This window comes from Gordonia sp. ALPHA1B1 (genome assembly GCF_005502615.1).
In the GTDB taxonomy this organism is placed as follows: Bacteria; Actinomycetota; Actinomycetes; order Mycobacteriales; family Mycobacteriaceae; genus Gordonia; species Gordonia hongkongensis.
Window position 1 is genome coordinate 45,433 of sequence record NZ_SCOC01000018.1, and the last position, 23,300, is coordinate 68,732.

Consider the following 23,300-nt stretch of genomic DNA (forward strand, 5'->3'; position numbering starts at 1 on the left):
GCCACCGACATCCCCGGGCGGTCGCGGGCAGATCGTCGGCACGTTCGCCGCTAGCCGCCCGGAAGGACCCGATCACCACTTACACTCACGCTGATGCTCGAAATCTCCTATACGGTCTTGGGCGGCCTCGGGGCTCAGATCGGTTCCGACCCCGTCGAACTCGGCACGCGCAAGCAGCGGGCGACACTCGCCCAGCTGATCCTTGCCGAGGGTGTTCCGGTGCGCGCCGACAGTCTGATCGAGGGCATCTGGGGCGATTCGCCTCCGGAGCGCGCAGAGGTGTCGCTCCAGTCCTACATCTCGGGCCTGCGCAAAGTCCTCGAGCCGCATCGAAAGCCTCGGACTCCCTCCACGGTCCTGCTCACCCACGGGACGGGGTACAGCCTCCCGACGGCCGCCGACAACGTCGACGTGCGCCGGCTGACCGCCCGGGTCGGCGATGCTCGTGCATTGATGCAACAGGGCGACGCGGCGGGTGCCGCACCGCTGCTGCACCAGGTGCTCGCCGACTATCGTCCCCTGCTCCCCGAGTTCGAGGGCCTCGCCTTCCGGGACGAGGCCGCCGATCACCTCGACCGCATGCTGCAGGCGGCGCGGGAGATGTCCTTCGAGGCCCGCATGGCCGACGGCGACCACCGCCTGCTCGTCACCGAACTGGAGACCGAGGTCGAACGCGCGCCGCTCGACGAGGGCTTGTGGGTGCTGTTCGCCACCGCCCTCTACCGACTCGGCCGTCAGTCCGACGCACTCGGGGCGATCGCCACCGCCCGCCGGACCCTCGCCGAGGAGATCGGCGTCGACCCGGGACCCCGTCTCCGCACCCTCGAACGCGACATCCTCGACCACGCTCCGCATCTCGACGCCCCGGCCGCCACCGCCGCGGGCAAGGTGACGCTTGCGCCGGACGTCCCGGCACCGGGCCCGCGGACGTCGGCGCAGTCGATGACGGACGAATCGGTCGACGACGCCGACCTCGACGACGCCCCGTCGGTGGTCGGCCGGACCGACGAACTCGCCGCATTGCATCGGGCGGTGCTCGCCTCGATGACAGGACACGGCGGCGTGGTCGTGGTCGAGGGCGAACCGGGCGCGGGCAAGACGGCGCTCATCGACGAAGCCGGCCGTCGGGCCGCGGGCGCCGCCGACCTCCGGGTGCTGTGGGGGCGCTGCGTCGACGACCCGGCCGCACCCTCGATGTGGCCGTGGGTGCAGATCCTCGGTGCGGTCCTCCCCCGGCTCGACCCCGCCGATCGGGAACGACTCCTCGACAGTTCACTCGGCCGGATGGTGACCGAGGGCGTCAACGTGATCCCGCCGCCCCGGCAGATGCCGGACGCGGCCGCTCGATTCCAGTTCTACGACCAGGCCGCCGATCTCCTCGAGGGGGTGGCCGCGACGTCGAAGCTGATCATCGTGCTCGACGATCTGCAGTGGGCCGACGGTGCGTCTCTGGAGTTGTTCGCGCACATGGCCGCCCGACGCACCGCCGGGGTCACGTTCTTCGCCTCGTTGCGTTCGCCGTCGAACCGGCCCGTCGTCGCCACCACCCTGGCGACGCTGGCCCGGTTGCCGGAGCATCGCCGCCTCCACGTCGGCCCGCTCGGCGGCGACGACATCTCCGAGCTCATCCGGCGCGAGACCCGGCAGTGGCCGGAGGTCGCCACCGTGTCGTCGATCCAGCGACGCACCGGAGGCAACGCCTTCTTCGTGCGCGAACTCGCCCGCATCCTGGCCGACCGGGGGTCCATCGCGGGCAGCGCCGTCCCGTCCGGCATCCGTGATGTGGTGCGCCAGCGACTGGTCGGCATGTCCGCGGCGACGACCGAACTACTCGAACTCGCGTCCCTCATCGGGACCCGCGTGGACCTGGTCCTGCTGGCGACCGCCGCGAAGCGCCCGGTCGACGAGGCGCTCGACCTCCTCGAACCCGCGGGCGAGGCGGGTGTCATCGATCTCGGACCGGAGGATCCGTTCGGATTCGGCTTCAGTCACGACATCATCCGGGAGGCGATCGCGGACGGCATCGCCGCCATGCGCGCACGGCGACTGCATCTCGCGATCGCCGACGCCCTCGCCGGCAACTCGTCGCCGCATGCCGTGGCGAGAGTCGCGCGGCATCTGTGGTCCGCCGGGCCGCTGGCCGACCGTGAGCGCACCACGACCGCCCTCCTCGCGGCGGGGAACATCGCGCTGCGCACCTACGATTTCGACGGGGCGCGCCGGCATCTCGGGGATGCGGCGACGCTCGCCCGCGCGACCGGTGACCAGCAGGCGGAGCTCGTCGCGATCACCACCCAACTGGCCGGAGACGTCGCGGCGCACGGGTACTTCGCCGCCGATCCCGAGCTGCAGGACCGCGCCCGTGTACTCGCCTCCGCCCTCGGCGACGCCCGGCTCCTAGCCACCCTCGACTACGCCCGCTGTGCGGCCCACATCCAGATCGCGGATGCACACACCGGGCACCGCCTCGCGGAGGATCTGCGTCGGCGCGCCGAGAGATCCGACGACCCGGTCGTCACCCATCTGGGCATGCACGCCGCCGGCATCGACGAGTTCACACGCGGCAATTTCGGTGCGGCGCATCGCATCCTGGAGGACTATGCGCCGATCGACGTCGTCGTCGACGGTCTCCGCGACGATCAGCTCGCGATGGCCCGCGGTTTCCGCGCCTGGGCGGCGACCGTGCATCGCGGTGTCGACGCCGGCCGAGACCTCTTCGCCGCGATGGCCGATGCCCATCCCGATCCACGGTCCCGGCTCGCCATGGCCATCTTCGCCGTCGGCGGGGCGTCGATGCTCGGCGACACGAGGTGGGTTCTGGACGCGGGCCCGGCCATCACGTCCGACGGCGTCGGGCCCCTCGCCTACCTCCGTCGCGGCGGCGAACGCATGTACTGGTGGGCGCGCGCCCTCACCGGCGACCTCGACGACGCCCTGGAGCACATCGAGCGACTGGGTGCCGACGAGGTCGGTGTGGAGGATCACCCGCGGACGGGTGAGGGCTACTGGCTGGGTCTGCACGCCGAGGTCCTCGTCGTCGCCGGCAAGCTCACCGACGCCGCCACACTGCTCGACCGGGCCGACGACTTCGCCGACCGCACCGGTGAACGTTATGCCGACGCCCACCGCCTCCTCGTCCGCGCACGTTACGAGTACGCCAACGGGCGTCCGGCGTCCGTGGTCGGCGCCACGCTGGCGACCGCGCGCGACACCGCCCGCGCGCAGGAGGCGGCCGGGTTGATCCGACGGATCGATTCGCTGGCCACGACCTGGGGTCTGACGTCCCCGACCTGAGTCGCCAAGTCCGCCTCAAGTCGCCTTCAAGCGCCGTCGGCGACCCTGGTCAGGACTCCGGCGTCGTCCGGAGCCCGACGAATTCCGCCGGATCGTTCCGGCCGCGACCGAGGACCTGCCGATGCCCGCAACACCCGCCTCCTCCCTGCCCGAGCACGCCGAGCGCCTCACCGTCCGGACCCGTACCTCGGTCCTCGCGCAACTACGCGACCGGATCGCCGGCGACGTCTTCGGCCCCGGCGATGCCGGCTACCTCGACGCGCGATCCGGCTTCAACCGGCTCGACGTGCACCGCCCGGCCGTGATCGCCGTGCCCGACAATCATTTCGACGTGGTCGAGGCGGTCCGCTTCGCCGTCGAGGAAGATCTACGCGTCGCCGTCCAGGCGACCGGTCACGGCACGGGGAGACCGGCCGACGGCGGACTGCTGATCAACACCTCCCGGCTCTCGTCGGTGAGCGTCGACCCCGTCACCCGGACCGCCCGGGTCGGCGCCGGCGCCCCATGGCGAACGGTCGTCGACGCGGCGGCGCCGTACGGTCTCGCGCCACTGATGGGCTCGGCCGGCGGGGTCGGGGCGGTCGGTTACACGCTCGGGGGCGGTTTCGGCTGGCTCGGTCGACGCCACGGCCTCTCGTCGGACCGCGTGCTCTCGTTCGACCTGGTGACTCCGGACGGGACACCGATCCGGGTCACCGATACCAGTTTCCCGCACCTCTTCTGGGCGTTGCGCGGCGCCGGCGCCGGCGGTCTCGGTGTCGTGACGTCCATGGAGATCGCGCTCGTCGAGGTGTCGACCGTGTACGCCGGCAATCTCTTCTATCCGGCCGCCGACGCCGAGGAGATCATCCGCCGGTTCCGCGACTGGGCGCCCGCCCAGTCCGAGGAGCTGACGTCGGCCGTCGCGATTCTCAACCTCCCGCCCACGGACGACGTCCCGGCGCCGCTCCGCGGCCGGAGCTTCGCCGTCGTGCGCGGCTGCTGGTCCGGGGATCTCGACGCCGGTCGCGCGGTCGTCGACGAATGGCGCGAGTGGCGGACGCCGGTCGTAGACATGTGGGGTGCGCTGCCGTTCTCGGCGATCGACGCCGTCAGCATGGACCCGACCGAGCCGATGCCGGTGATGGTCACCACCGAATTGTTCGACGATCTCCCCGACGAGGCCGTCGACATCGTCGCCGAGCGGGTCCGACCGGCCCCGGCGTCGGCGCCGCTCATCGTGTGCGGCGAGATCCGCCACGCCGGTGGAGCGATCGCTCGCAGCGCGGACAACGCGCCCAACGATCGGGGGCGACAGGGCCGGTTCCTACTCGAACTCGTTGCGGCGGTGGCTGATCCGCACGTCGCATTGGCCGTCGAGTCGACGTTGCGGGTGACCCGCGCCGAGCTCGAGCCCTACGTGACCGGCGCCGCCTACCTCAACTTCACCTCCGGCTCCGAACGCGTCGCCCGGGCCGCGGACGCGTTCAGCGCGGACAACCGTCGCCGGCTCGACGAGATCAAGGCCGCCCTCGACCCGGCGAATCGCTTCTGTCACGGCGACCTGTGATCGGCCAACCGGACGGCGCACTTGCCCCGGGTGGCCGGATGTGGACTGATGGTCGGCATGTCTGAACCGTCCGAACCCCGGCACGATCGCACCCCAAACGACCGGCCCCTGCTCGTCGTCGACGCCGCCAACGTCGTGGGTTCGGTGCCCGACGGGTGGTGGCGCGATCGCCGCGGAGCCACCGAACGGTTGCGGACGCGTCTCGATTCCGTCGCCGTCGGCGGACTCGAAGGACTGCCGGGGCCACTCGAGGTGGTGCTCGTCGTCGAGGGTCGGGCCCGCGGTGTCGTGGCGAGCGAACAGGTCCGAATCGTCGACGCGCCGGGTTCGGGGGACGACACGATCGTCGGCGTCGTCGCGGATTCGGATCCTCGTCGCGAGCGCATCGTCGTCACCGCCGACCGTGAATTGCGGGCCAGAGTCGCGCAACTGGGCGCCCGGACGATCGGCCCCGCCGCCATCCCGAGGTGACCGGGCCGGAGTCGACCGTCCGTTTGACGTCCTATTTTTCCGTTCTGGTGGCGGTGGGATGCCACCCGCCCGATAATCCTCAGAGCGTCGGCGACTGCCGACAACGGGAGGATTCCATGACCGAAGTCGATGTCCTGATCGCCGGCGCGGGCCCCATCGGCTTGACCGCCGCCATCGAGCTGCGCAGGCGCGGAGTTCGCGTGCGGATCGTCGATCCGCTCCTCGAACCCCCGCAGTACGCCAAGGCGGTCGGGATCCAACCGCGGACGCTCGAGGTCTTCGAGAGCATGGGCGTCGTGAAACAGGTGCTCGACGCCGGGCTCGAGATGCGCGGACAACTCGTCTACGTCAACGGAAGTCAGGTCTCGCGGGTCGATCTGTCGACGCCACCGGATGTGCCCTACCGATTCCACCTGCTCCCCCAGTACGCGACCGAGCGCATCCTGCGTGCGCGCCTGACCGATCTGGGTACCGAGGTCGACCGGGGCACCGCCGTGTCCGCGTTCGACCAGGACGCGGACGGGGTGACCGTGACGCTCACGGGTCCGGACGGGGACACCACCGTCCGTGCGGGCTATCTGCTCGGCGCCGACGGCGCCCACAGCGTGGTGCGCAAGGGACTCGGGCTGTCCTTCGAAGGGGCCGCCTTCACCGAGCAGTACATGCTCGGCGACGTCGTGGCGGACTGGTCGATGCCCCAGGGGTACGCGATCCGCTCGATGCACCAGACCGCGGACGGCACGACCGACGACCAGCTGGTGTGCATCCCCCTTCCCGGCCGCGGCCGCTACCGGATGTCGATGCTCGTCCCCGACGAACTCGCGGTCGCACCGACCACCGGCGGAGACGGTGTGGCGCACGGTTTCGAGGGAACCCGGGCGCCGGAACTGTCCCACATCCAGGCCGTGGTCGACCGCCTCGCACCGGAACCCGCGACGGTGTCGAACCTGCGCTGGTCCTCGGTGTTCCGGATCAGTCACCGCATCGTCGATTCCTACGGTCGTGGACGCGTGTTCGTCGCCGGCGACGCCGCCCATATCCACCCGCCCACAGGTGCGCAGGGGATGAACACCGGCGTGCAGGATGCACACAACCTCGCCTGGAAGCTCGCCCTCGCCGTCGCGGGTGTCGGCTCCGACGGGCTTCTCGACAGCTACGACCTCGAACGTCGGCCCATCGGCGAGGAGGTCGTGGGACGCACGGTCCGGGACGCCCGCGAGGGCATCGGCGCCGATTCCAACGACTTGGACTTCATCATGCGGCGCGAGGGCCAATTGCTGATCTCCTACGCCGACAGTCCGCTCGTCGCCGGGTCGGCGGTGCCCACGGCGCCGGCCGCGCCGCGTGCCGGTGAACGCGCACCGGATGCCGCCGGCCTCAGCCGCGATTCCGTCAATTTCCCGCTGCGACTGTTCGACGTGATCGGCGGCGTCGACCATTCGCTCGTCCTCTACGCCGACCCCACCGCCGGCGCCGACGAGGTCGCGGTACTCGAATCACTCGCCGACGAGATGTCGACGAGGGCGCACGGCCACCTCGACATCCATGTGATCGCCGCGCCGACCGCGCAGGTCGGCAGCACCGAACTACCGCTGCTCCGGGACACCGACGGCCGCTTCGCCGATGGCTACCGCCCCGACGGTTCGACGGTGTTCGTCATCCGTCCCGACGGGTACGTCGGGTACCGCGGGCCGACCACCGACGGCAAGGCCGCGCTGCGTCACCTCGAGGGCACCTTCGGGTAGCGGCGACACCTCGTACCAGCGCGCGCCGTGTCGTCCGATCTCTGTCCGACCGGGGCCACCGGCCGCGCACGCCGTAACCTTGGGGATCGTGACCAGCAGACCGGCACTCAACCGCCCCCTGTTCCGGGCCGCGGGCGTGCTCGCCGACCGCATCGGCACCTCGGTCCGGCAGCGCTCCGCCGAGTCACGTCTCGGCCGCGCGATGGGTGCCGGCGAGGTGATCTACCTGGTGGCACCGGCCGGCCACCCGAACTACGGCGACGAACTGATCGCAAGAACCTGGTTGCGGCACCTGACCCGGGTGCGTCCGAATGCCACGATCGTGCTGGACTGCCACAGCCCGGGCACGGCCACGACGCTGCTGCGCGATGCCCACCCGAACATGCTCGTCGTCGACACCCTCTGGCAATTGACCACTTACGCCGCGGAGGCCGAACAACCCGCGCCCTGGGAGTGGGTCGGCGCCGCCGCCCTCGACTCAGGTCTGGCGCCGCGACTGACCGCCGGGATCGACCTCCTGGAGTCGGCGACCACCATCCACCTCCTGGGCGGCGGCTACCTCAATACCGTGTGGCCACACCATGTCTCGTTGTTCGTCGCAGCTGCTGCGGTGGCCCGGCGCTCCGGGGCGCGCCTCGCCGCGACGGGTCAGGGACTCGTTCCCGCGCTGCAGGGCGCCGCGTGGGCGGCGTTGACCGAGGCGTTCGCCGCATTCGACGTCGTGGACGTGCGCGACACCGCGTCGTACGACGTACTCGACGGCATCATCGGCGCACGTCATTCCGGGGACGACGCGTGGCTGACCCTCCACCGGCCCCGGCCTCCGCTGTATCGAGAGATGGACACACCGGCCGAGAACGGCGTCGTGCTGTGCCTGCAGTCCGACCTCACCGAGAAGTTCGCCGGACCGCGGGCGACCGGCGTCGAGGCCCTGGCCGACTTCGTGCGGGCAACGCTCGACTCCTGGGACGTGCCCGGTTCGGCGGTCACCGTCGTCGAGGGAATCCCGGGACACGATTACGAGGTTCCCTACCGGCTCGGAACACGTCTGGCCGGTGCCACCGTGCGCACCTTCCGCGACGTCTGGAACGACGGGTTGCCCGCCGGTCACCACAACACCTGGATCAGCACGCGGTTCCACCCGCACCTGATGGCCGCGGCCGCGGGCGATCCCGGGATCGCGGTCGCGGCGATGCCGGGTTACTACACCACCAAACATTGGTCACTGGTCGAGGCCGGCTCGGACTGGACGGTGGTGGATTCCGGTACGTCCGTCCCGGACCGGCCGTACGGGCGGGGTTTCGACCCGGTGGCGCGGGAGCGGGCCGTCGCCGCGAAGCTCGCCACGGCCGTCGACATCTACCCGGTCTCGCCGGCGCTGGCGCACCGCATCTGACATACCCGCCCCGGACGTTGTCCCATTTGCGCCAAGTCGCCTCGGTGCGCCGACCTGCCGTTAGAGTGACCACATGAGCCGAAACCCCGTGCGCGCCACGGCCCTCCTCCGCATGGTGACGATCGGTGCAGCGGCCGTACTCGGCCTCGTCGCATGCTCACCCTCGGAGACGGCATCCGGTGCGGGATCGTCGAGTGCAGCGCCCGGCTCGGGTCAGACGACCTCGGTGCCGGCCGACACCGCGGCGGCGTTCCAGAAGGCGATCGACGACACCCGGGCCGCCGGGAATCTCCCCGGCGTCATCGCCCGGGTCATCTCACCGGCCGGAACCTGGACGGGGACGTCCGGGGTCCGGGCGGCCGGCGGGGACGATCCCATCCAGGCGGCGGATCACACCCGCATCGGCTCGCTCACCAAGACGATGACGGCCACCCTGCTGCTGCAGCTCGTCCAGGAGGGCCGCGTCTCGCTCGACGACCGCATCGACAGGTTCGTCCCGGACGCCCCCAACGGCAGCGCGACGCTGCGCCAGGTCGCCGACATGACCAGCGGCATCCCGTCGTACACCGCGTCCGAGTCCTTCGACCGGAAGTTCTTCGCCGACCCCGAATCCGTCTGGACGCCCACCGAACTGGTGGACACCGCGAAGGCGCTGCCACCGAGCTTTCCGCCGGGGCAGGGCTGGGAGTACTCCAACACGAATTACGTCCTGCTGGGCCTGGTCATCGAGAAGGTGCTGGCGAAACCCATCGGCGAGGTCTTCGCCGACCGGATCTTCACCCCCTTGGGCATGGACGAGTCCACGTGGCCCGGCGGGTCGGTCGAGATCCCCGATCCGCATCTCGACGGCCTCACCGATCAGGGTCAGCCCGACGGGCAGACGGTCGACTCGACGCGCTGGAATCCGTCCTTCGCGTCCACCGCCGGTGCCGTCATCTCGACCGTCGACGACCTGCAGAGCTGGGGTGAGGCCTTGTTCACCGGGCAGGGCGTCCTGAATCCGGCGACCCAGCAACTGCGCCGGGATTCGATTCTCACCTCGCCGCCACCGAACACCGCCACCTCCGGATACGGAATCGGTATCGGCAACCGCGACGGATGGTGGGGTCACGACGGGGATTTCCCCGGATACAACACCTCGTTGTTCCACAACTACGATTCGGACACGACGATCATCATCGTGATCAACACCGACGACGCGATGACGGTCGACGGCAAGTCGACGACCCCGGTCGGCGCCGTCCAGGCCGGCCTCATCGCCGCGCTGCCCTGAGACCCCGGTCCCGGCGTAAGGTCGGCGCATGGCCAGAACAGTCGCGAAAGCCGATGGTGTCGACCGTGCCGAACTGCTGGAGTTCATCCGGCCGCGCCACCACATGATCCTCAGCACCGTCCGCTCCAACGGCAGCCCGCAGATGTCGCCGGTCACCGGTGGGGTCGACGAGCAGGGCCGCATCGTCATCTCGACCTATCCCGGCCGGGCGAAGGCGGCGAACCTCCGGCACACGCCGGTGGCCAGTGTCGTGGTGCTCTCCGACGACTTCAACGGCGCCTGGGTCCAGGTCGACGGTGATGCCGAGGTCCTCGACATGCCCGAGGCCGAGGACGCGCTCGTCGACTACTTCCGCAGCATCTCCGGTGAGCACCCCGATTGGGACGAGTACCGAGCGGCGATGCGAACACAGGGCAAGTCGCTGATCCGCATCACGCCGACGAGGTGGGGTCCGGTGGCCACCGGCGGATTCCCCGCCGAGGTCGCGGCCCGGCTCGACGCGCAGGACCGATGAGCGCACCGGCCCGCCGGACGGACCCGATCGGTTGACCACCGGCGCCGACATCGAGATCCGCGGGTTGACGAAAAGCTATGGCGGACACCGCGTTCTCGACGGCATCGATCTCGAGATACCCGCCGGCAGCGTGACCGCCCTGCTGGGGCCGAACGGTTCCGGCAAGACCACGACCGTCGGCATCGCGTCGACCCTGTTCCCCGCCGACTCGGGGACGGTGACGATCGGCGGATACGACACGTTCGCGCAGACGCGTGCGGTGCGCGCGATGATCGGTGTCACCGGCCAGTCGGTCGCGGTCGACGAATTGTTCAGCGGGCGGGACAATCTGGTGCTCATGGCCGACCTACGACGGCTGGGCCGACGCAACGGACAGGCCCGCGCCCAGGAGTTGATCGAGCAGTTCGATCTGGTCGCGGCCGCCGACCGCGCGGTGTCGACCTACTCCGGCGGCATGCGTCGGCGCCTCGATCTCGCCATGACTCTGGTGTCCATTCCGCGAGTGATCTTCCTCGACGAACCGACCACGGGTCTCGACCCCAGGAGTCGACGGATGCTGTGGGAGACCATCTCCCGGCTCGCCGCCGAAGGCGTCACGATCTTCCTCACCACGCAGTACCTCGAGGAGGCCGACCAGCTCGCCGACCGCATCGCCGTCCTGGACCACGGCCACATCGTGGCCGAGGGCACCGCCGCCGAATTGAAGAGCCGGGTGCACGACTCCGAGGTGCGCCTGACCTTCGCCGACCGCGACTCCTTCGACAAGGCGGCATCGCTTCTGCCGGATGCGCGTCCGGTTCCCGAAGCACGACGCCTCGACATCGCGACCGACGACACCGTCACCACTGTCCGGACCACCTTGAACCAGCTGGAGGCCGCCGGCATCACGGTCACCGACGTCGGTGTCCACGCCCCGACCCTCGACGATGTGTTCTTCGCGCTCACCGGCAATCCCGCTTCCGCGGCCGCCGATGCCGACACCGGCGAACCCGGTGCCACCGACCCGGATCCGTCCGGAGCCGCCTCATGACGACCCTGGCACACACGGTGTCGGATTCGCGGGTCATGGTCCGCCGCAACGTTCGGCGGCTCATCAAGTTCCCGGTGCTCACCGTGATGCTGGTCGGCATCCCGGTGGTCTTCCTGCTGCTGTTCGTCTTCGTGTTCGGGGGCCAGCTCGGCGCCGGGATGACCACGCAGTCCGGCGACAGCGGGCGGGCCGCCTACCTCGACTATGTGGTGCCCGGGATCGTGCTGGTCACTGTCGCGTCGGCGGTTCAGGGCACCGCCATCGTCGTTGCCATGGACATGACCTCGGGGATCATCAACCGTTTCCGCACCATGGACATCGCTCGCTCCGCTGTCCTCACCGGTCACGTACTCGCCAGCCTCCTGCAGGCGCTGTTCAGCATCGTCGTGGTCCTCGCCGTCGCGGTCGGTATCGGATTCCGGCCGTCGGCCGGTCCGCTCGACTGGCTGGGCGCGCTCGGCGTGACTTCCGTGTTCTCCGTCGCGCTGATCTGGCTCTCGGTCTACCTCGGGCTGGCGGCCAAGAGCGTCGAGACCGCCAGCAACACACCGATGTTCCTCACGATCCTGCCGTTCCTCAGTACGGGGTTTGTACCGGCCGAATCCCTACCCACCGGGTTGCGGCAATTCGCCGAGTATCAGCCCTTCACCCCCGTCATCGAGGTCCTGCGCGGAACCCTCACCGACGCTCCGGTCCACACCGCGAGTGTTGTCGCCTCGCTCGCCTGGAGTCTCGCCATCGGCGGGGCCGCATTCTTTCTCGCGCTGCGAACCTATGAGCGGCGACGCATTCCCGGATAGTGTCGAGGGCGTGCCCGAGAAGGTGGACTTCAAGAAGACGCTGGACTCGTACAAGGCGCGGCGCGGCCAGTTCCGCATTCTCGACGTTCCGGCCATGCGCTACCTGATGATCGACGGATCGGGCGACCCCAACTCGACACCACAGTTCGCGGCGTCGATCGAGACGCTGTATCCGGTTGCGTACAAGCTGAAGTTCGCAAGCAGTCGTGAACTCGGCCGTGACTACGTCGTCCCGCCACTCGAGGGGCTCTGGTGGGCCGACGACATGAGCACCTTCACCGGCGCCCGGGACAAGGGCCGCTGGAGTTGGACGCTCATGCTGATGGTTCCCGACTGGATCGGCGAGGACCTGCTCGACGCCGCTGTTCTCGAGGCCGGCGCGACGAAGCCGCCGCCGCGTCTCGCCGATCTACGCACGGAGTCGCTGGACGAGGGGTCGTGTGTTCAGACGCTGCACCACGGGCCGTTCGACGACGAGGGGCCGGTGCTGGCCGAGATGCACGATCGGTTCATACCCGACAACGGCTTACGCATGTCGGGCCGTCACCATGAGATCTACTTCAGCGACTTCCGCCGAGTAGCTCCGGAGAAACTTCGGACCCTGCTGCGTCAACCGGTCGAGTCCTCCATCATCCCGTAGCGAAAGATGGTTCATCGCAGTGTATCTCGTTACGAAGTCCCGCCGGCCGGCGTCCATCCGAGTGCCGGTCCGAGCTGCCCGGCGAGATCACCCACGATCTGCAGGTAGTCCGGCTCGTCGAAGGAGAACGGCAACGCGAAGGCCACCTCGGTGGCGCGTTGGAATCCCGCGTGCTCATACAGTCTCTCGGCGAGTTCATCGGACGGTCCGACGAGATCCGGCGAGAACAGGAGGCCTCGCGGACCCTGCGGGGTGAGCGTGCGCTCGAACCGACTGTCGGCATACGCCCGGTACTTGCGGATCTGGTCCGCGGTCGCGGAATCCGTGGGGATCACCACGAGCCCTTGGGACACGCGCGCACGGTCGGGGTTAACGTGATGGGCACGGTAGGCGTCGATGTGTTCGGCCTGGATGGTCGCGAAGTCGCGCGACTCCGTGCCCTCGGTGGTCACCACCGAGGACGTCAGATAGTTGATGCCTTGCCGGCCCGCCCAGATCGCCGAGCTCAATCCACCTCCGTACCAGACCCGATCGGCGAGACCCGGCGAATGCGGTTGCACCCGTCGGGAGAACGTCTCTATCCCGACGGTGCCCTCGAAGTCGCTGACGGGTTCGCCCCGCAGGTTGTCCAGGAGCCTCACCACCCGGTCCTTCGAGAAGTTCTCCAGCGCATGGGTTTCGGGATACAGCGCGGTCTTGAAGTCGTCGTAGCGCATCGGCACACCGACGGAGACCCCCGGGTTGAGCCGTCCCCCGCTGAGGATGTCGACCGTCGCCAGGTCTTCGGCCAGCCGCAGCGGATTCTCCAGACCGAGCGGGATCACCGCGGTACCGAGCTCGATGCGACTGGTGCGCACCGCCGCGGCCGCCAGCAGGGCCACCGGCGAGGAGATGCCGTACTGCAGATGCCGGTTGCGCACCCACACGCTGTCGAAGCCGAGTTGCTCGGCCAGCTCGATCATCCGGAGCGTCTCGAGGTGACCGGGGCGCGGGTCGTCACCGTCGAAGCGTCCGATCGTCAGGAAACCGAGCTTCCGGAGTGGTTCACCGCGTCGTGGCATGCAATCGATTTTCACACCGTCTGGCAGCGGAGACATGTCGGCGAATCAGGGTGGGTCGAATTCTTCGAAAGTCACACCGGCGCGCCGCGTCTATAGTCGGGGCACACCGCCGCCGACCGAACGGATCGCCATGCCGCCCACTGTCGCGGAGAGGATCGTCGAGGAACTCGAGCGCGCCGGAGTCCGGCACGTCCACGGGTTGCCCGGTGATTCACTCAACGGTTTCACCGATGCCCTGCGGAGAAACGACACCATCTCGTGGCGACATGTGCGACACGAGGAGTCGGCGGCGTTCGCCGCGTCCGCCGAAGCCGCGCTCACCGGTGAACTGGCGGTGTGCGTGGGAAGTTGCGGGCCCGGCAACCTGCACCTGATCAACGGACTGTTCGACGCACACCGCAGTCGTGTCCCGGTCCTCGCGATCGCCGCGCACATCCCGGCGACGGAGATCGGCACCGGCTACTTCCAGGAGACCCACCCCGAGCAGCTGTTCCGGGAATGCAGCGCCTTCTGCGAGATGGTCGGCACGCCCGACCAGATGCCGCGCCTGCTCGACATCGCCCTGCGCACCGCGGTCGAGAAACAGGATGTGGCGGTCCTCGTCATCCCGGGCGAGACCTTCCTGGCGCCGTGCCCGAAACGGCGCGCCGGCGCCCCCATCCGCCGTATCCCGCGGGTCACCCGGCCCACCGATGCCGAGATCGACCGCGCCGCAGACACTCTCAACGCCTCCGAGCGCGTGACTTTTCTCGCCGGGGCGGGGGTGCAGGGGTCTCACGACGAGGTCGTCGAGCTCGCCCGTGCCCTGCAGGCCCCCGTCGTGCACGCGTTGCGGGGCAAGGAATTCATCGAGTACGACAACCCCTACGACGTGGGAATGACCGGGCTGCTCGGCTTCTCGTCCGGATACCGGGCGATCGAGAAGTGCGACACACTGCTCATGCTGGGCACCGACTTCCCCTATGAACAGTTCTATCCGTCGAAGGCGACCATCATCCAGGTCGACATCCGTGGCGAGCAGATCGGTCGACGCTGCCCCGTCGACCTGCCACTCGTCGGCGATGTCGGCGACACCGCCCGTGCGCTCCTGCCGAAGATCTCCACCGGCCGCGACTCCGAACACCTGTCGACCTCGTTGGCCCACTACGCCACGGCACGTCGCCGCCTCGACGACCTCGCCGACAACGACCGCAACCGGGCACCGATCCACCCGCAGTACCTGACTCGCCTGATCAGCGAGAAAGCCGACCGCGACGCGGTGTTCATCCCCGACGTCGGCTCACCGGTGGTGTGGGCGGCGCGCTACCTCGAGATGAACGGGGCCCGTCGCCTGATCGGCTCGTTCACCCACGGCTCGATGGCCAATGCCGTGTCCCAGGCGATCGGCGCACAGACCGCCTTCCCGGACCGCCAGATCGTTGCGCTCGCCGGCGACGGCGGGCTCGCGATGCTGCTCGGCGAGCTGCTGACCATCACGCAGAACAACCTGCCGGTGAAGATCGTCGTCTTCGACAACTCGTCGCTGAACTTCGTCGAGGTCGAGATGAAGGCGGCCGGATTCGTCAACTACGGAACCGATCTGGAGAATCCGGACTTCGCCGCGCTGGCGGAGTCGCTCGGTATCCACGGTCGGCGCGTCGAGCGGCCGGACGACCTGGCCGGTGCGGTCGACGAGCTCCTCGCCCACGATGGTCCGGCGCTTCTCGATGTCGTCACCGCTCGGCAGGAGCTGTCCATCCCGCCGACGATCACCGCCGCCCAGGCCAAGGGCTTCACGCTGTACGCGCTCCGCACCGTACTGTCCGGACGCGGCGACGAACTGGTCGACCTCGCCGAGACCAATCTCTTCCGGCGGCTGTTCGACTAGGCGTTTCGGTCCGCAGCCACCCGCAGGCCGAGAATCGCTTCGGTGACACCGGCTGTCCAGGTGGACGTGTCGACACGGTGAACGGCTGACTCCCCCGCATACGCGCTCGATATGACGACGTCCGGGGCAAGAGTGGCCAGCAGTTCGAGGCTCCCCGCGAGCTGGACGGGGTCACTGATGCCCGGGAGATACCCGGCGGTCCACCGCCCCGACTCGCTGCGATAGAGGGTGTCCCCGGTGAACAGGTAGCGGTCGCCGTCGGCGCCGTGCACCAGGTAGCTCGTGCTACCCGGGGAATGGCCGGGTGTCGGGATCACCTCGACCCCGTTGCCGTCCGTGTGCCGGTCCGCGAGCCCCACCCCGATCCGCGCGTAGCGGCCGATCCGGTCCGCTTCGGCGAAAGGAGCGTGCAGTGTCGTCCCGAATCGTCCGTGGATCGCAGCCAGCAGCGGCCCGGCCTCATCCTGATGCGACAGATATTGCTCGTCGATCCCACCCAGGCGGTAGAGCTCATCGAACTCGGAGTCCGACGCAACCGAGTAGAAGAGGACATTTCGAGTCGACCTCCACAGGTAGGCATGCGTGGTCAGTCCCGGGAACGGGTTGTCGGAGCTGGTCTCCCACAGGTCGGCGAATACGCGGCGCATCGATACCTCCACGAGTTGGTTGGATGTCCCACCACGGTGCAACTTCGAGTTCACTTGAAGTCAAGACGCCGTTGCCGACTGGTCAGCAGAGCACCGCGGGTGATACACATCTAGGAATCCGTCTCACGTCAGGAGTCCTGTGTCCACCTCGCTGCCACCCGATACTCCTGCCTTTCCGGCGGCGGTCGCCTACGAGTCCGCGATGACCAACCAGCGTCTGCGAGGCGTGCGGGCGCTGGTACGGCAGTTCACCCGCAAAGACCTCTTCCCGGAGCCGGAGAACCTCCGCACCTTCGCCGAGGACATGTTCCGCACCGATCCCGTGGCCGAACGTTTCGTCGACGAGGTCTACGGCACGCTGGGCGGCGAGGCGGCCCGGGCCCTGCTCGATCAGGCACTCACCGACGGCCTGGACAGCATCGACGATCCCCCGCCGGCACTGGTCGACCTGTTCGAGGAGTTCGAGATGGTGCCCGACTGGGTCGACCCCGAGCTGATCGCGGAGGGCGAGGCCATCTGGCGCCGGTGGGGTACCGGGCTGTTCAGCGTCGCCGGGGGGATCACCCTGGAGATGTACACCGAGGCCGCGGTCGCGAAACCGCTCTCGCTGGCCGGGGGCTATGCGGGCGACAACGCTCTGCGCCGGTTCCTGGAGACCTCGCGTTTCTGGATCGACGTCTCGCAACCCGACGCGTTGCTCACGCCGGGGTCGGAGGGTCGTGCGACGGCGATGCAGGTACGCATCATGCACGTGTGGGTCCGGCGCACCGCCGCCGAACACCCGGAATGGGATCGCCAACGCTGGGGCGAGCCGATCAGTCAGTCCTTCCAACTACTGACCCTGCTGGGCGGCAGCGTGGTGCCCGCGATGGCGCTGTGGCTGACCGGAGTTCAGACGACACCCCGCGAGATCCGCGTCCTGCTGCACTACCAGCGCTACCTCGGCCACCTACTCGGGGTGCGCACGCAGTGGTATCCGGAGACGATCGCCGACTCGTTGCGATTGCTGGCCTTCGTCACGTCCACCCGCACCTACGACGCCGGGACCGACGGCGCCGAGCTCATCGAGTCGTTCCCGGCCGCGTTCGCGAAGAGCGGGTCGACCGGCTTGCAGCGGTTGCGCGGCACATACAACGCGGCGATGTACGCGGCGTACTCGAGCATCTACATGCTGCCCACGACGCGGCTGCGCTACCGGATGCCCAGTCCGGTTCCGGGGATGCTCGTCATCGTGCTCCGACTACCGGTGGTGATCGTCGTCGAAACCACCCGTCGACTCTCACCTCGATTCCGTCGACTTCACGAGAAGTGGATGTGCCGCCATCGGGAGAACTGGCACGACTGGCAGACCTCGGGTCGCCCGGCCGAGTACGCCCACGGGAAAGGTCTCCGGCGCTGACCGCGGCGTCGGAGAGTTACTCCGGAGTTGGACTCGAATGCGCACACCGTTAGCGTGTTCGGGGTGACGCACACCCCGACGACCACCGCCACGACCACCGACGATCCCTCCGGGATCGGATCCCGCGTCGGCCACTACTACGTGCTCGACGGCTCGTATCAGGTCGGCCGCGAGAAGGTGCGTGAGTACGCACGCGCGGTCCAGGACTACCACGGCGCCCACTGGGAGCCCGAAGCCGCAGCAGCCCTTGGCTATTCCGGTCTCGTCGCGCCGCTCACCTTCACCTCCATCCCGGCGATGGCGGCGAACCGGGAGCTGTTCGAGAAGGTCATCGTCGGATACGACACCTACGTCCAGACCGAGCAGGTCTTCGAGCAGCACCGCCCGATCGTCGCCGGCGACGAACTGACGACGGACGTGGAGCTGACGAGTGTCCGTCGGATCGCGGGCAAAGACCTGATCACCGTGACCAACACCATGACCGATGCCTCGGGCGAGCGTGTGCACACCATGCACACGACGGTCGTCGGGGTCACCGCCGACGAGGTCGACCCCGAGTTGAGCAGTGCGGTTCGCAAGGTGATGATGCACGACGTCAACATCTTCAGCCACGACGAAGCGGCGGAACGATACGTGCGGACGGTCCGTCCCGACGCTGACGTCCGCACCGCTGACGACAGCGGGCGGACATCGGGCGCACGGAACTTCGACGAGCTGAACGTCGGCGACGAACTGCCTCTGCACACGATCAGGTTGTCGCGCGGCGATCTGGTCAACTACGGCGGTGTCGCGGGCGACGCGAACCCCATCCATTGGGACGAGACGAGCGCAAAACTGGCCGGCCTGCCTGATGTCATCGCGCACGGCATGCTGACCATGGGGCTCGGGGCCGCTTTCGTGTCGTCGTGGTCGGGCGACCCGGGTGCCGTCACCCGCTACGCGGTGCGCCTGTCCCAGCCCGCTGTCGTGTCCGGCGCCGAGGGCGGCGAGATCGAGTACAGCGGGCGGATCAAGTCGCTCGATCCGGCGACCCGGACGGGCGTCGTGATCGTGGTGGCCAAGTCGGGCGGCCGCAAGATCTTCGGTCTCGCCACACTGAATATCCGCTTCTCGTGACCCCGGGGGGTCAGTACTCCCCTTCGATGACGAAGTACGACCCGCGGATCACGCCGGCGAGTTTCGATTTCTGACGCGCGAACTTGAACTTCGACTCCAACTCGGTCGGGACGTCCATGCCGTCGGAGAGCTTGAACCCGACGGCACGCTTCCCACCGGGATCGATGCTGTACATGACGTTCACCGCGAGGCCGGACTCGTAGAACACGTACGACATGTGCAGCCTTCCGTCGTCCGGGCCCACCTCGAAGTCGCTGACCTCGAGCGCGGGTGAGGCGATGGTGATGTCGCGCTCGTCGGCCAGGATCGCGGTCACCCGGTCGAGGATGTCGGGCGCGTCCGACGCCGGGACGACGGTGAAGTCGTGCCCGTACTTCGTCTTGTAGTACCGGGCCTCGTTTGCCCGGAGTCCCGCCAGCGCCTCCGCAACCGGTGAACTCTCGAGTCCCGCGGTGGAGACCTGCTTGAAGTCGATCACGTCACCCATGACTCTCCCTCCGGCAGGTTGCCTCAGACAGCGTAAAGCCCCCGACCGCGGTCGGGGGCTTTATCGATGCAGCGCGACGCTCACTCGAGGACGAACACCGGGATCTGCCGATCGGTCTTCGTCTGGTACTCGGCGTAGGGCGGGAAGGCGGCGACGGCCAGCTCCCACCAGTGATCGCGCTCCTCGCCGTCACTCAGCTCGCGCGCGGTCAATTCCTTCACCTCGGTACCGTCCTGCGCGGTGACCTGGGGGTTCGCCTTCACGTTGTGGTACCACGCCGGATGCTCGGGCGCGCCGCCCTTCGAGGCGACCATGAGGTACTTGCCGTTCTCTTCCACGCGCATCAGCGGGACGTAGCGCTTCTTGCCCGACTTCGCGCCGGTCGTGGTGAACAGGACGATCGGACGGTCCATCACGGTCACACCGTCGGTCGTGCCCTGCTCCAGGATCTTCTCGGTCTGCTCGCGGACCCAGCCTTCAGGACTCAACTCTGCGTTAGCACTCATGGTGGGCGGAACACCACAGCTCGGCCGGGTATTCCCCGCAGCGCCGTCTGTGTCGTGACTCTCCGATACTGTGTGGCCGGACCTGACCTCGACCGTGAGATCTCACCGATGACCACACCATGCCGTGCTCTCGTACCGACGCCGGTCGGCACCGTGGCCGTCGACAGCAATGGATCGGCCGTCGTGCGCGTGGCCTGGCGAGTGACCACCGACGTACCGACCGACGACAAGACCATCGATCCCGTTCTCGCAGAGGCGATTCGACAGATCCGCGCCTATTTCGCCGGTGACCTGACCGAGTTCGACCTGCCTGTCGATCTCGATCGGATGTCGGACGCCGCCCGGGCGGTCCTGTCGACGCTGCACCGGACGGTCGCCCACGGCGACACGGTCACCTACGGCGAACTCGCGGCGATGAGCGGCACGCGGGTCTCTGCGCGCGGCGTCGGCACGATCATGGGGATCAATCCCCTGCCGTTGATCATCCCGTGTCATCGCGTCGTCGCCGGCGACGGACTCGGCGGCTACTCGGGCGGCGCGGACCGTCAGGGTCTGGCGACCAAACGCTGGCTGCTCGAGTTCGAGGGCGCTCTCCCGCCGACACTGTTCTGATCAGGAGCCCAGCCGACTACGCCGACCCTGGGATCGATGTCGCATGCGACATCAATCCGTCTACGCGACCTCGATCGAAGTCGCATCAGCGGACCGATGTCGCACGCGACGTGAGTTCGTGATCCGGCACCCTCGAGCGTCGAGCGTCATGTGCGCGACGCCCCGGACAGATGTTCGACGACCAGCGACTGCAGCCTCGGAGCGTCCGAGCCGAGCCACAACGACAGGTGCGTTCCCTCGTCGACGGCTTCGAGGCGAGCATCGGGCAGCGTCTGCGCGGCATGGACACTCTGATCGAACGGGACGTCGGCGTCGGTTCGGGAGTGTATCGCCAGCACGGGTGCGGTCACCTCCGCGAGCGGTAGGTCGAGATCGCGAAATTGGTCGAAGTCATTGTCGAAGCCGGCTTTTCGCGACCCCGACACGGTGTCGAACAGATCGATTGCCAGCGTGCGCTGGTCGTCATCGGCGATGATCTCCGCGGTGAGCGCCCTGATCTGTACACGCGACAGGTCTCCCTCACCGGACAGGAGTGTCGAGATGGCCGTGGACGGCGCATGTGACGCGAGCGTCGTGGCCACCCAATGTCCGACACGACTGAAGAGAAGCTTCTCCTCGGACAGTTCGAGTCGTCCGCGCAGGCTGCTCCGCGGATCGAAGCGAGTGCTGACCGCAGCGACCGCGACGATCGCGGACACCCGCTCGGGTACGGAAGCCGCCAACGAGTAGGCGACGGGACCGCCACCGGACCAGCACATCAGCGCGAAACGATCGATCCCCACCGAGTCCAGCACCGCCCTGACCAGTGCCGCCTGCGCGGCCGGATCTCTATTGTCGCCGCCCAGGGGCGTACCCAGGTAGCCCGGTCGAGAGACCGCGATGACGCGATGCGTCCCGGCCAGGAAGCGCGTCATCAGGACTCCCTGGTCGCAGCCACCCGGGGACCCGTGCACGAACACCAGCGGCGGCCCGGACCCGACGTCGACATATTCGACCGGCCCGGTCGGCGTCTCGACGAGGCGCGGTTTCGTCGAGTGACTGTCCGAGTGAGCGAGCCCCATGGATGTACCTCCTCCGACGACCGTGGTGCGACGGTAACGCCGGCGCGGCGCCCGCGCGGCACAACGCGGTGAAACGGTGCGAACGGGTGAACCCCGAACGCGGTCGCACCTGAGTCATCCCACCTATTTCGAGACTCATTTTGCGACTATCAAGACTCCTGACCGCAACTTATCAATACGGTCTCGAAACATCGGCGCGTCTTTTGAGTCTGTCTCGATACTTCTGAGATACGCTGTCGCGGTGACAGCAGACGCAACACAGCCGTCGGGGATGGCCCTCGGTTACGCACGCGACTCCCCCGGTGCCCACGCGCTCGCGCCCCAGATCGACGCGCTCACCGATGCCGGGGTGGACCCCGCGCGGATCTACACCGATGCGACCGATCGCTCCGCGCCCGCGGGTCAGCGGCCCGGGATGGCCGCCCTCCTCGACTACGCGCGAGCCGGCGACACCACGGTGGTCGTCGGCATCGACCGCCTCGGCCGGAACGTTCGCGAAGTCATGGAGGTCGCGAACCAGATGGCCGGGCGCCGCATCGGACTGCGCTCGCTCCGCGAGGGAATCGACACCGCCGACCCGGCCGGAGCGATGATCGTCGCGGTGCTGGCGTCGCTGGCCGAACTCGACGACGACGCGCCGAGACGATCGGGCCGTTCCACGCCGAGAACCCTGCGGGGGTCCACGTCGGCGATCGGCCGGCCGCGGGCGCTCGACGCCGATCAGGTGGTGCGCGCCGAACAGATGCGCGCGCAGGGGGTTTCCGTACCCAGGATCGCGCAAGAGCTCGGGGTGAGCCGCGCGACCCTGTATCGCACCCTGGCCGAGAGGCGTTCGGTCCGTTGAAGAATCCCGACTCCGACCTCCCCGAACTGGACATCGTCACCGAGTACGGCGTCGTCACGCGCCTGCCCACCTCGTTCCCGATCTTCGACGCCGAACTCGACGAGCACCTCGATCCGGACCTGTTCCAGCAGGGTTTCGTCGATGCCGCGGCCGATCTCGGTGCGCTTCCCGCGCCGTGGGCGCGACAACTGGCGTCGTCGACGCTCGCGTGCCCGCCCGACCCCGACGACGAGGAACCGAGTTACACACGCGGCTATCGCGCCGCCCTCTACGGACACCTCCGACACGCCGGAAAGTAAGCGCGGCAAAGGGTCTCGGCAACGACGCCCGGAAGGTCGGACTTGCCGCAATCGAACCGCCGCCCCGGCAACGGATCTCGTGCACTGACGTACTGGTCGTTGGCGAATCGTGATCACCTGGTGACGTCAACGCCCCTCGCGACACGCATGCTCGGTGCGACCATGGACCGAGTCGGGGGATGCGGTTCGCGAACGCGGGCCGGGCGCAATGCCGGACGGGGGCAGGCGCCGCATGTCGGGCGGGTCAAGTCGGCGGGCCGCACTTTCGGACACTGCTAGGTGGTCGCGCCATGACCCGATCGACGAACATCAACAGCCGTGCGCCGGGTGGAGACGACCCCACCGCACGCGAACTGGAAGCCCTGCGAACGGAATTGGACGGGATCGACGACCGTCTGCTCGAAGACGTGCGGGCCCGGATCGAGGTCTGCACACGCATCGCGGAACTCAAACGACGGCACGCCATCCCGGTGATGCAGCCGCGCCGGGTCGGCGCTGTACACGAACACGCCCACCGGTTCGCCATCGATCACGACCTCTCCACCGATTTCCTGCATGCCCTCTACGACCTCATGATCTCGGAGACCTGTCGGGTCGAGGATCTGATCGTCGGGACCGAGAAGTCGCAGCGAGCGGGGCCGGATCGTGACCCCGCCCGACACCCGTCCGCCGTCGCGAGCGCGGACTGA

General features: G+C 68.5%; 22 protein-coding genes. 17 read left to right on the top strand and 5 right to left on the bottom strand.

Annotated features, from left to right (window positions below; genetic code table 11):
- Positions 1-93: 93 nt before the first annotated feature.
- The 10 genes from FFS52_RS13725 (at position 94) to FFS52_RS13770 (ending at position 12,712) form a co-directional block, all read left to right on the top strand.
- Positions 94-3,294 (top strand): BTAD domain-containing putative transcriptional regulator, encoded by a 3,201-nt coding sequence (locus tag FFS52_RS13725; RefSeq protein ID WP_137810017.1) that lies wholly within the window; start codon positions 94-96, stop codon positions 3,292-3,294.
- A gap of 121 nt (positions 3,295-3,415) precedes the next feature.
- Positions 3,416-4,843: an FAD-binding oxidoreductase gene (locus FFS52_RS13730; protein ID WP_137810018.1), complete on the top strand. Its 1,428-nt coding sequence runs from the start codon at positions 3,416-3,418 to the stop codon at positions 4,841-4,843.
- 57 nt (positions 4,844-4,900) lie between these two features.
- Positions 4,901-5,314, top strand: a complete 414-nt coding sequence (locus FFS52_RS13735; RefSeq protein WP_137810019.1) for a hypothetical protein — start codon at positions 4,901-4,903, stop codon at positions 5,312-5,314.
- A 116-nt stretch (positions 5,315-5,430) separates the two neighbouring features.
- A complete protein-coding gene (locus tag FFS52_RS13740) occupies positions 5,431-7,059 on the top strand; it encodes an FAD-dependent monooxygenase (RefSeq protein ID WP_137810020.1) in 1,629 nt (542 codons plus the stop codon).
- A gap of 88 nt (positions 7,060-7,147) precedes the next feature.
- Positions 7,148-8,455, top strand: a complete 1,308-nt coding sequence (locus FFS52_RS13745; protein ID WP_137810021.1) for a polysaccharide pyruvyl transferase family protein — start codon at positions 7,148-7,150, stop codon at positions 8,453-8,455.
- Between the two features lie 73 nt (positions 8,456-8,528).
- A complete protein-coding gene (locus FFS52_RS13750) occupies positions 8,529-9,728 on the top strand; it encodes a serine hydrolase domain-containing protein (RefSeq protein WP_171011633.1) in 1,200 nt (399 codons plus the stop codon).
- 28 nt (positions 9,729-9,756) lie between these two features.
- A complete protein-coding gene (locus tag FFS52_RS13755; protein ID WP_137810022.1) occupies positions 9,757-10,242 on the top strand; it encodes a PPOX class F420-dependent oxidoreductase in 486 nt (161 codons plus the stop codon).
- 31 nt (positions 10,243-10,273) lie between these two features.
- Entirely contained in the window at positions 10,274-11,272 is a 999-nt protein-coding gene (locus FFS52_RS13760; protein ID WP_137810023.1) for an ATP-binding cassette domain-containing protein, read from the top strand.
- On the top strand, positions 11,269-12,072 hold the full coding sequence (locus tag FFS52_RS13765) for an ABC transporter permease (protein WP_137810024.1): 804 nt from the start codon (positions 11,269-11,271) through the stop codon (positions 12,070-12,072). Before FFS52_RS13760 ends, FFS52_RS13765 begins: the two co-directional genes overlap by 4 nt.
- Positions 12,073-12,082: 10 nt before the next feature.
- Positions 12,083-12,712 (top strand): GyrI-like domain-containing protein, encoded by a 630-nt coding sequence (locus FFS52_RS13770; RefSeq protein WP_137810025.1) that lies wholly within the window; start codon positions 12,083-12,085, stop codon positions 12,710-12,712.
- A gap of 29 nt (positions 12,713-12,741) precedes the next feature.
- On the opposite strand, the gene FFS52_RS13775 is transcribed toward FFS52_RS13770, so the two are convergent.
- A complete protein-coding gene (locus FFS52_RS13775) occupies positions 12,742-13,773 on the bottom strand; it encodes an LLM class flavin-dependent oxidoreductase (RefSeq protein WP_137810026.1) in 1,032 nt (343 codons plus the stop codon).
- A gap of 130 nt (positions 13,774-13,903) precedes the next feature.
- Here FFS52_RS13775 and poxB point away from each other — a divergent pair, with 130 nt between their 5' ends.
- A complete protein-coding gene (gene poxB / locus FFS52_RS13780) occupies positions 13,904-15,640 on the top strand; it encodes a ubiquinone-dependent pyruvate dehydrogenase (protein WP_078113832.1) in 1,737 nt (578 codons plus the stop codon).
- Here poxB and FFS52_RS13785 read toward each other — a convergent pair.
- Positions 15,637-16,287: an MBL fold metallo-hydrolase gene (locus tag FFS52_RS13785; protein WP_137810027.1), complete on the bottom strand. Its 651-nt coding sequence runs from the start codon at positions 16,285-16,287 to the stop codon at positions 15,637-15,639. The two genes, poxB and FFS52_RS13785, sit on opposite strands and share 4 nt — an antisense overlap.
- Positions 16,288-16,426: 139 nt before the next feature.
- On the opposite strand from FFS52_RS13785, the gene FFS52_RS13790 reads away from it, so the two are divergent.
- Together FFS52_RS13790 and FFS52_RS13795 are read left to right on the top strand one after the other, a co-directional pair.
- Positions 16,427-17,686: an oxygenase MpaB family protein gene (locus FFS52_RS13790; protein ID WP_137810028.1), complete on the top strand. Its 1,260-nt coding sequence runs from the start codon at positions 16,427-16,429 to the stop codon at positions 17,684-17,686.
- A 63-nt stretch (positions 17,687-17,749) separates the two neighbouring features.
- Entirely contained in the window at positions 17,750-18,802 is a 1,053-nt protein-coding gene (locus FFS52_RS13795) for a fused (3R)-hydroxyacyl-ACP dehydratase subunits HadA/HadB (RefSeq protein WP_137810029.1), read from the top strand.
- Positions 18,803-18,812: 10 nt separating this feature from the next.
- On the opposite strand, the gene FFS52_RS13800 is transcribed toward FFS52_RS13795, so the two are convergent.
- Complete coding sequence (locus FFS52_RS13800; RefSeq protein WP_137810030.1) at positions 18,813-19,289, bottom strand: phage tail protein; 477 nt, start codon at positions 19,287-19,289, stop codon at positions 18,813-18,815.
- A gap of 80 nt (positions 19,290-19,369) precedes the next feature.
- The gene (locus FFS52_RS13805; RefSeq protein WP_086536526.1) at positions 19,370-19,795 is read right to left on the bottom strand and encodes a nitroreductase family deazaflavin-dependent oxidoreductase; all 426 of its coding nucleotides are present in this window, start codon (positions 19,793-19,795) and stop codon (positions 19,370-19,372) included.
- 108 nt (positions 19,796-19,903) lie between these two features.
- On the opposite strand from FFS52_RS13805, the gene FFS52_RS13810 reads away from it, so the two are divergent.
- The gene (locus FFS52_RS13810) at positions 19,904-20,407 is read left to right on the top strand and encodes a methylated-DNA--[protein]-cysteine S-methyltransferase (RefSeq protein ID WP_137810031.1); all 504 of its coding nucleotides are present in this window, start codon (positions 19,904-19,906) and stop codon (positions 20,405-20,407) included.
- A gap of 146 nt (positions 20,408-20,553) precedes the next feature.
- Here the strand turns inward: FFS52_RS13810 and FFS52_RS13815 are convergent, their stop codons facing one another.
- Positions 20,554-21,468, bottom strand: a complete 915-nt coding sequence (locus FFS52_RS13815) for an alpha/beta hydrolase (protein ID WP_137810032.1) — start codon at positions 21,466-21,468, stop codon at positions 20,554-20,556.
- Positions 21,469-21,739: 271 nt separating this feature from the next.
- On the opposite strand from FFS52_RS13815, the gene FFS52_RS13820 reads away from it, so the two are divergent.
- The 3 genes from FFS52_RS13820 to FFS52_RS13830 all read left to right on the top strand — a co-directional run bounded on the left by FFS52_RS13820 (position 21,740) and on the right by FFS52_RS13830 (position 23,300).
- Positions 21,740-22,312: a recombinase family protein gene (locus FFS52_RS13820; RefSeq protein ID WP_058253166.1), complete on the top strand. Its 573-nt coding sequence runs from the start codon at positions 21,740-21,742 to the stop codon at positions 22,310-22,312.
- Positions 22,309-22,611, top strand: coding sequence for a hypothetical protein (locus FFS52_RS13825; RefSeq protein ID WP_065629820.1), 303 nt, complete (start codon positions 22,309-22,311; stop codon positions 22,609-22,611). The genes FFS52_RS13820 and FFS52_RS13825 overlap by 4 nt, the downstream gene beginning before the upstream one ends.
- Before the next feature lie 290 nt (positions 22,612-22,901).
- The gene (locus FFS52_RS13830) at positions 22,902-23,300 is read left to right on the top strand and encodes a chorismate mutase family protein (RefSeq protein ID WP_137810033.1); all 399 of its coding nucleotides are present in this window, start codon (positions 22,902-22,904) and stop codon (positions 23,298-23,300) included.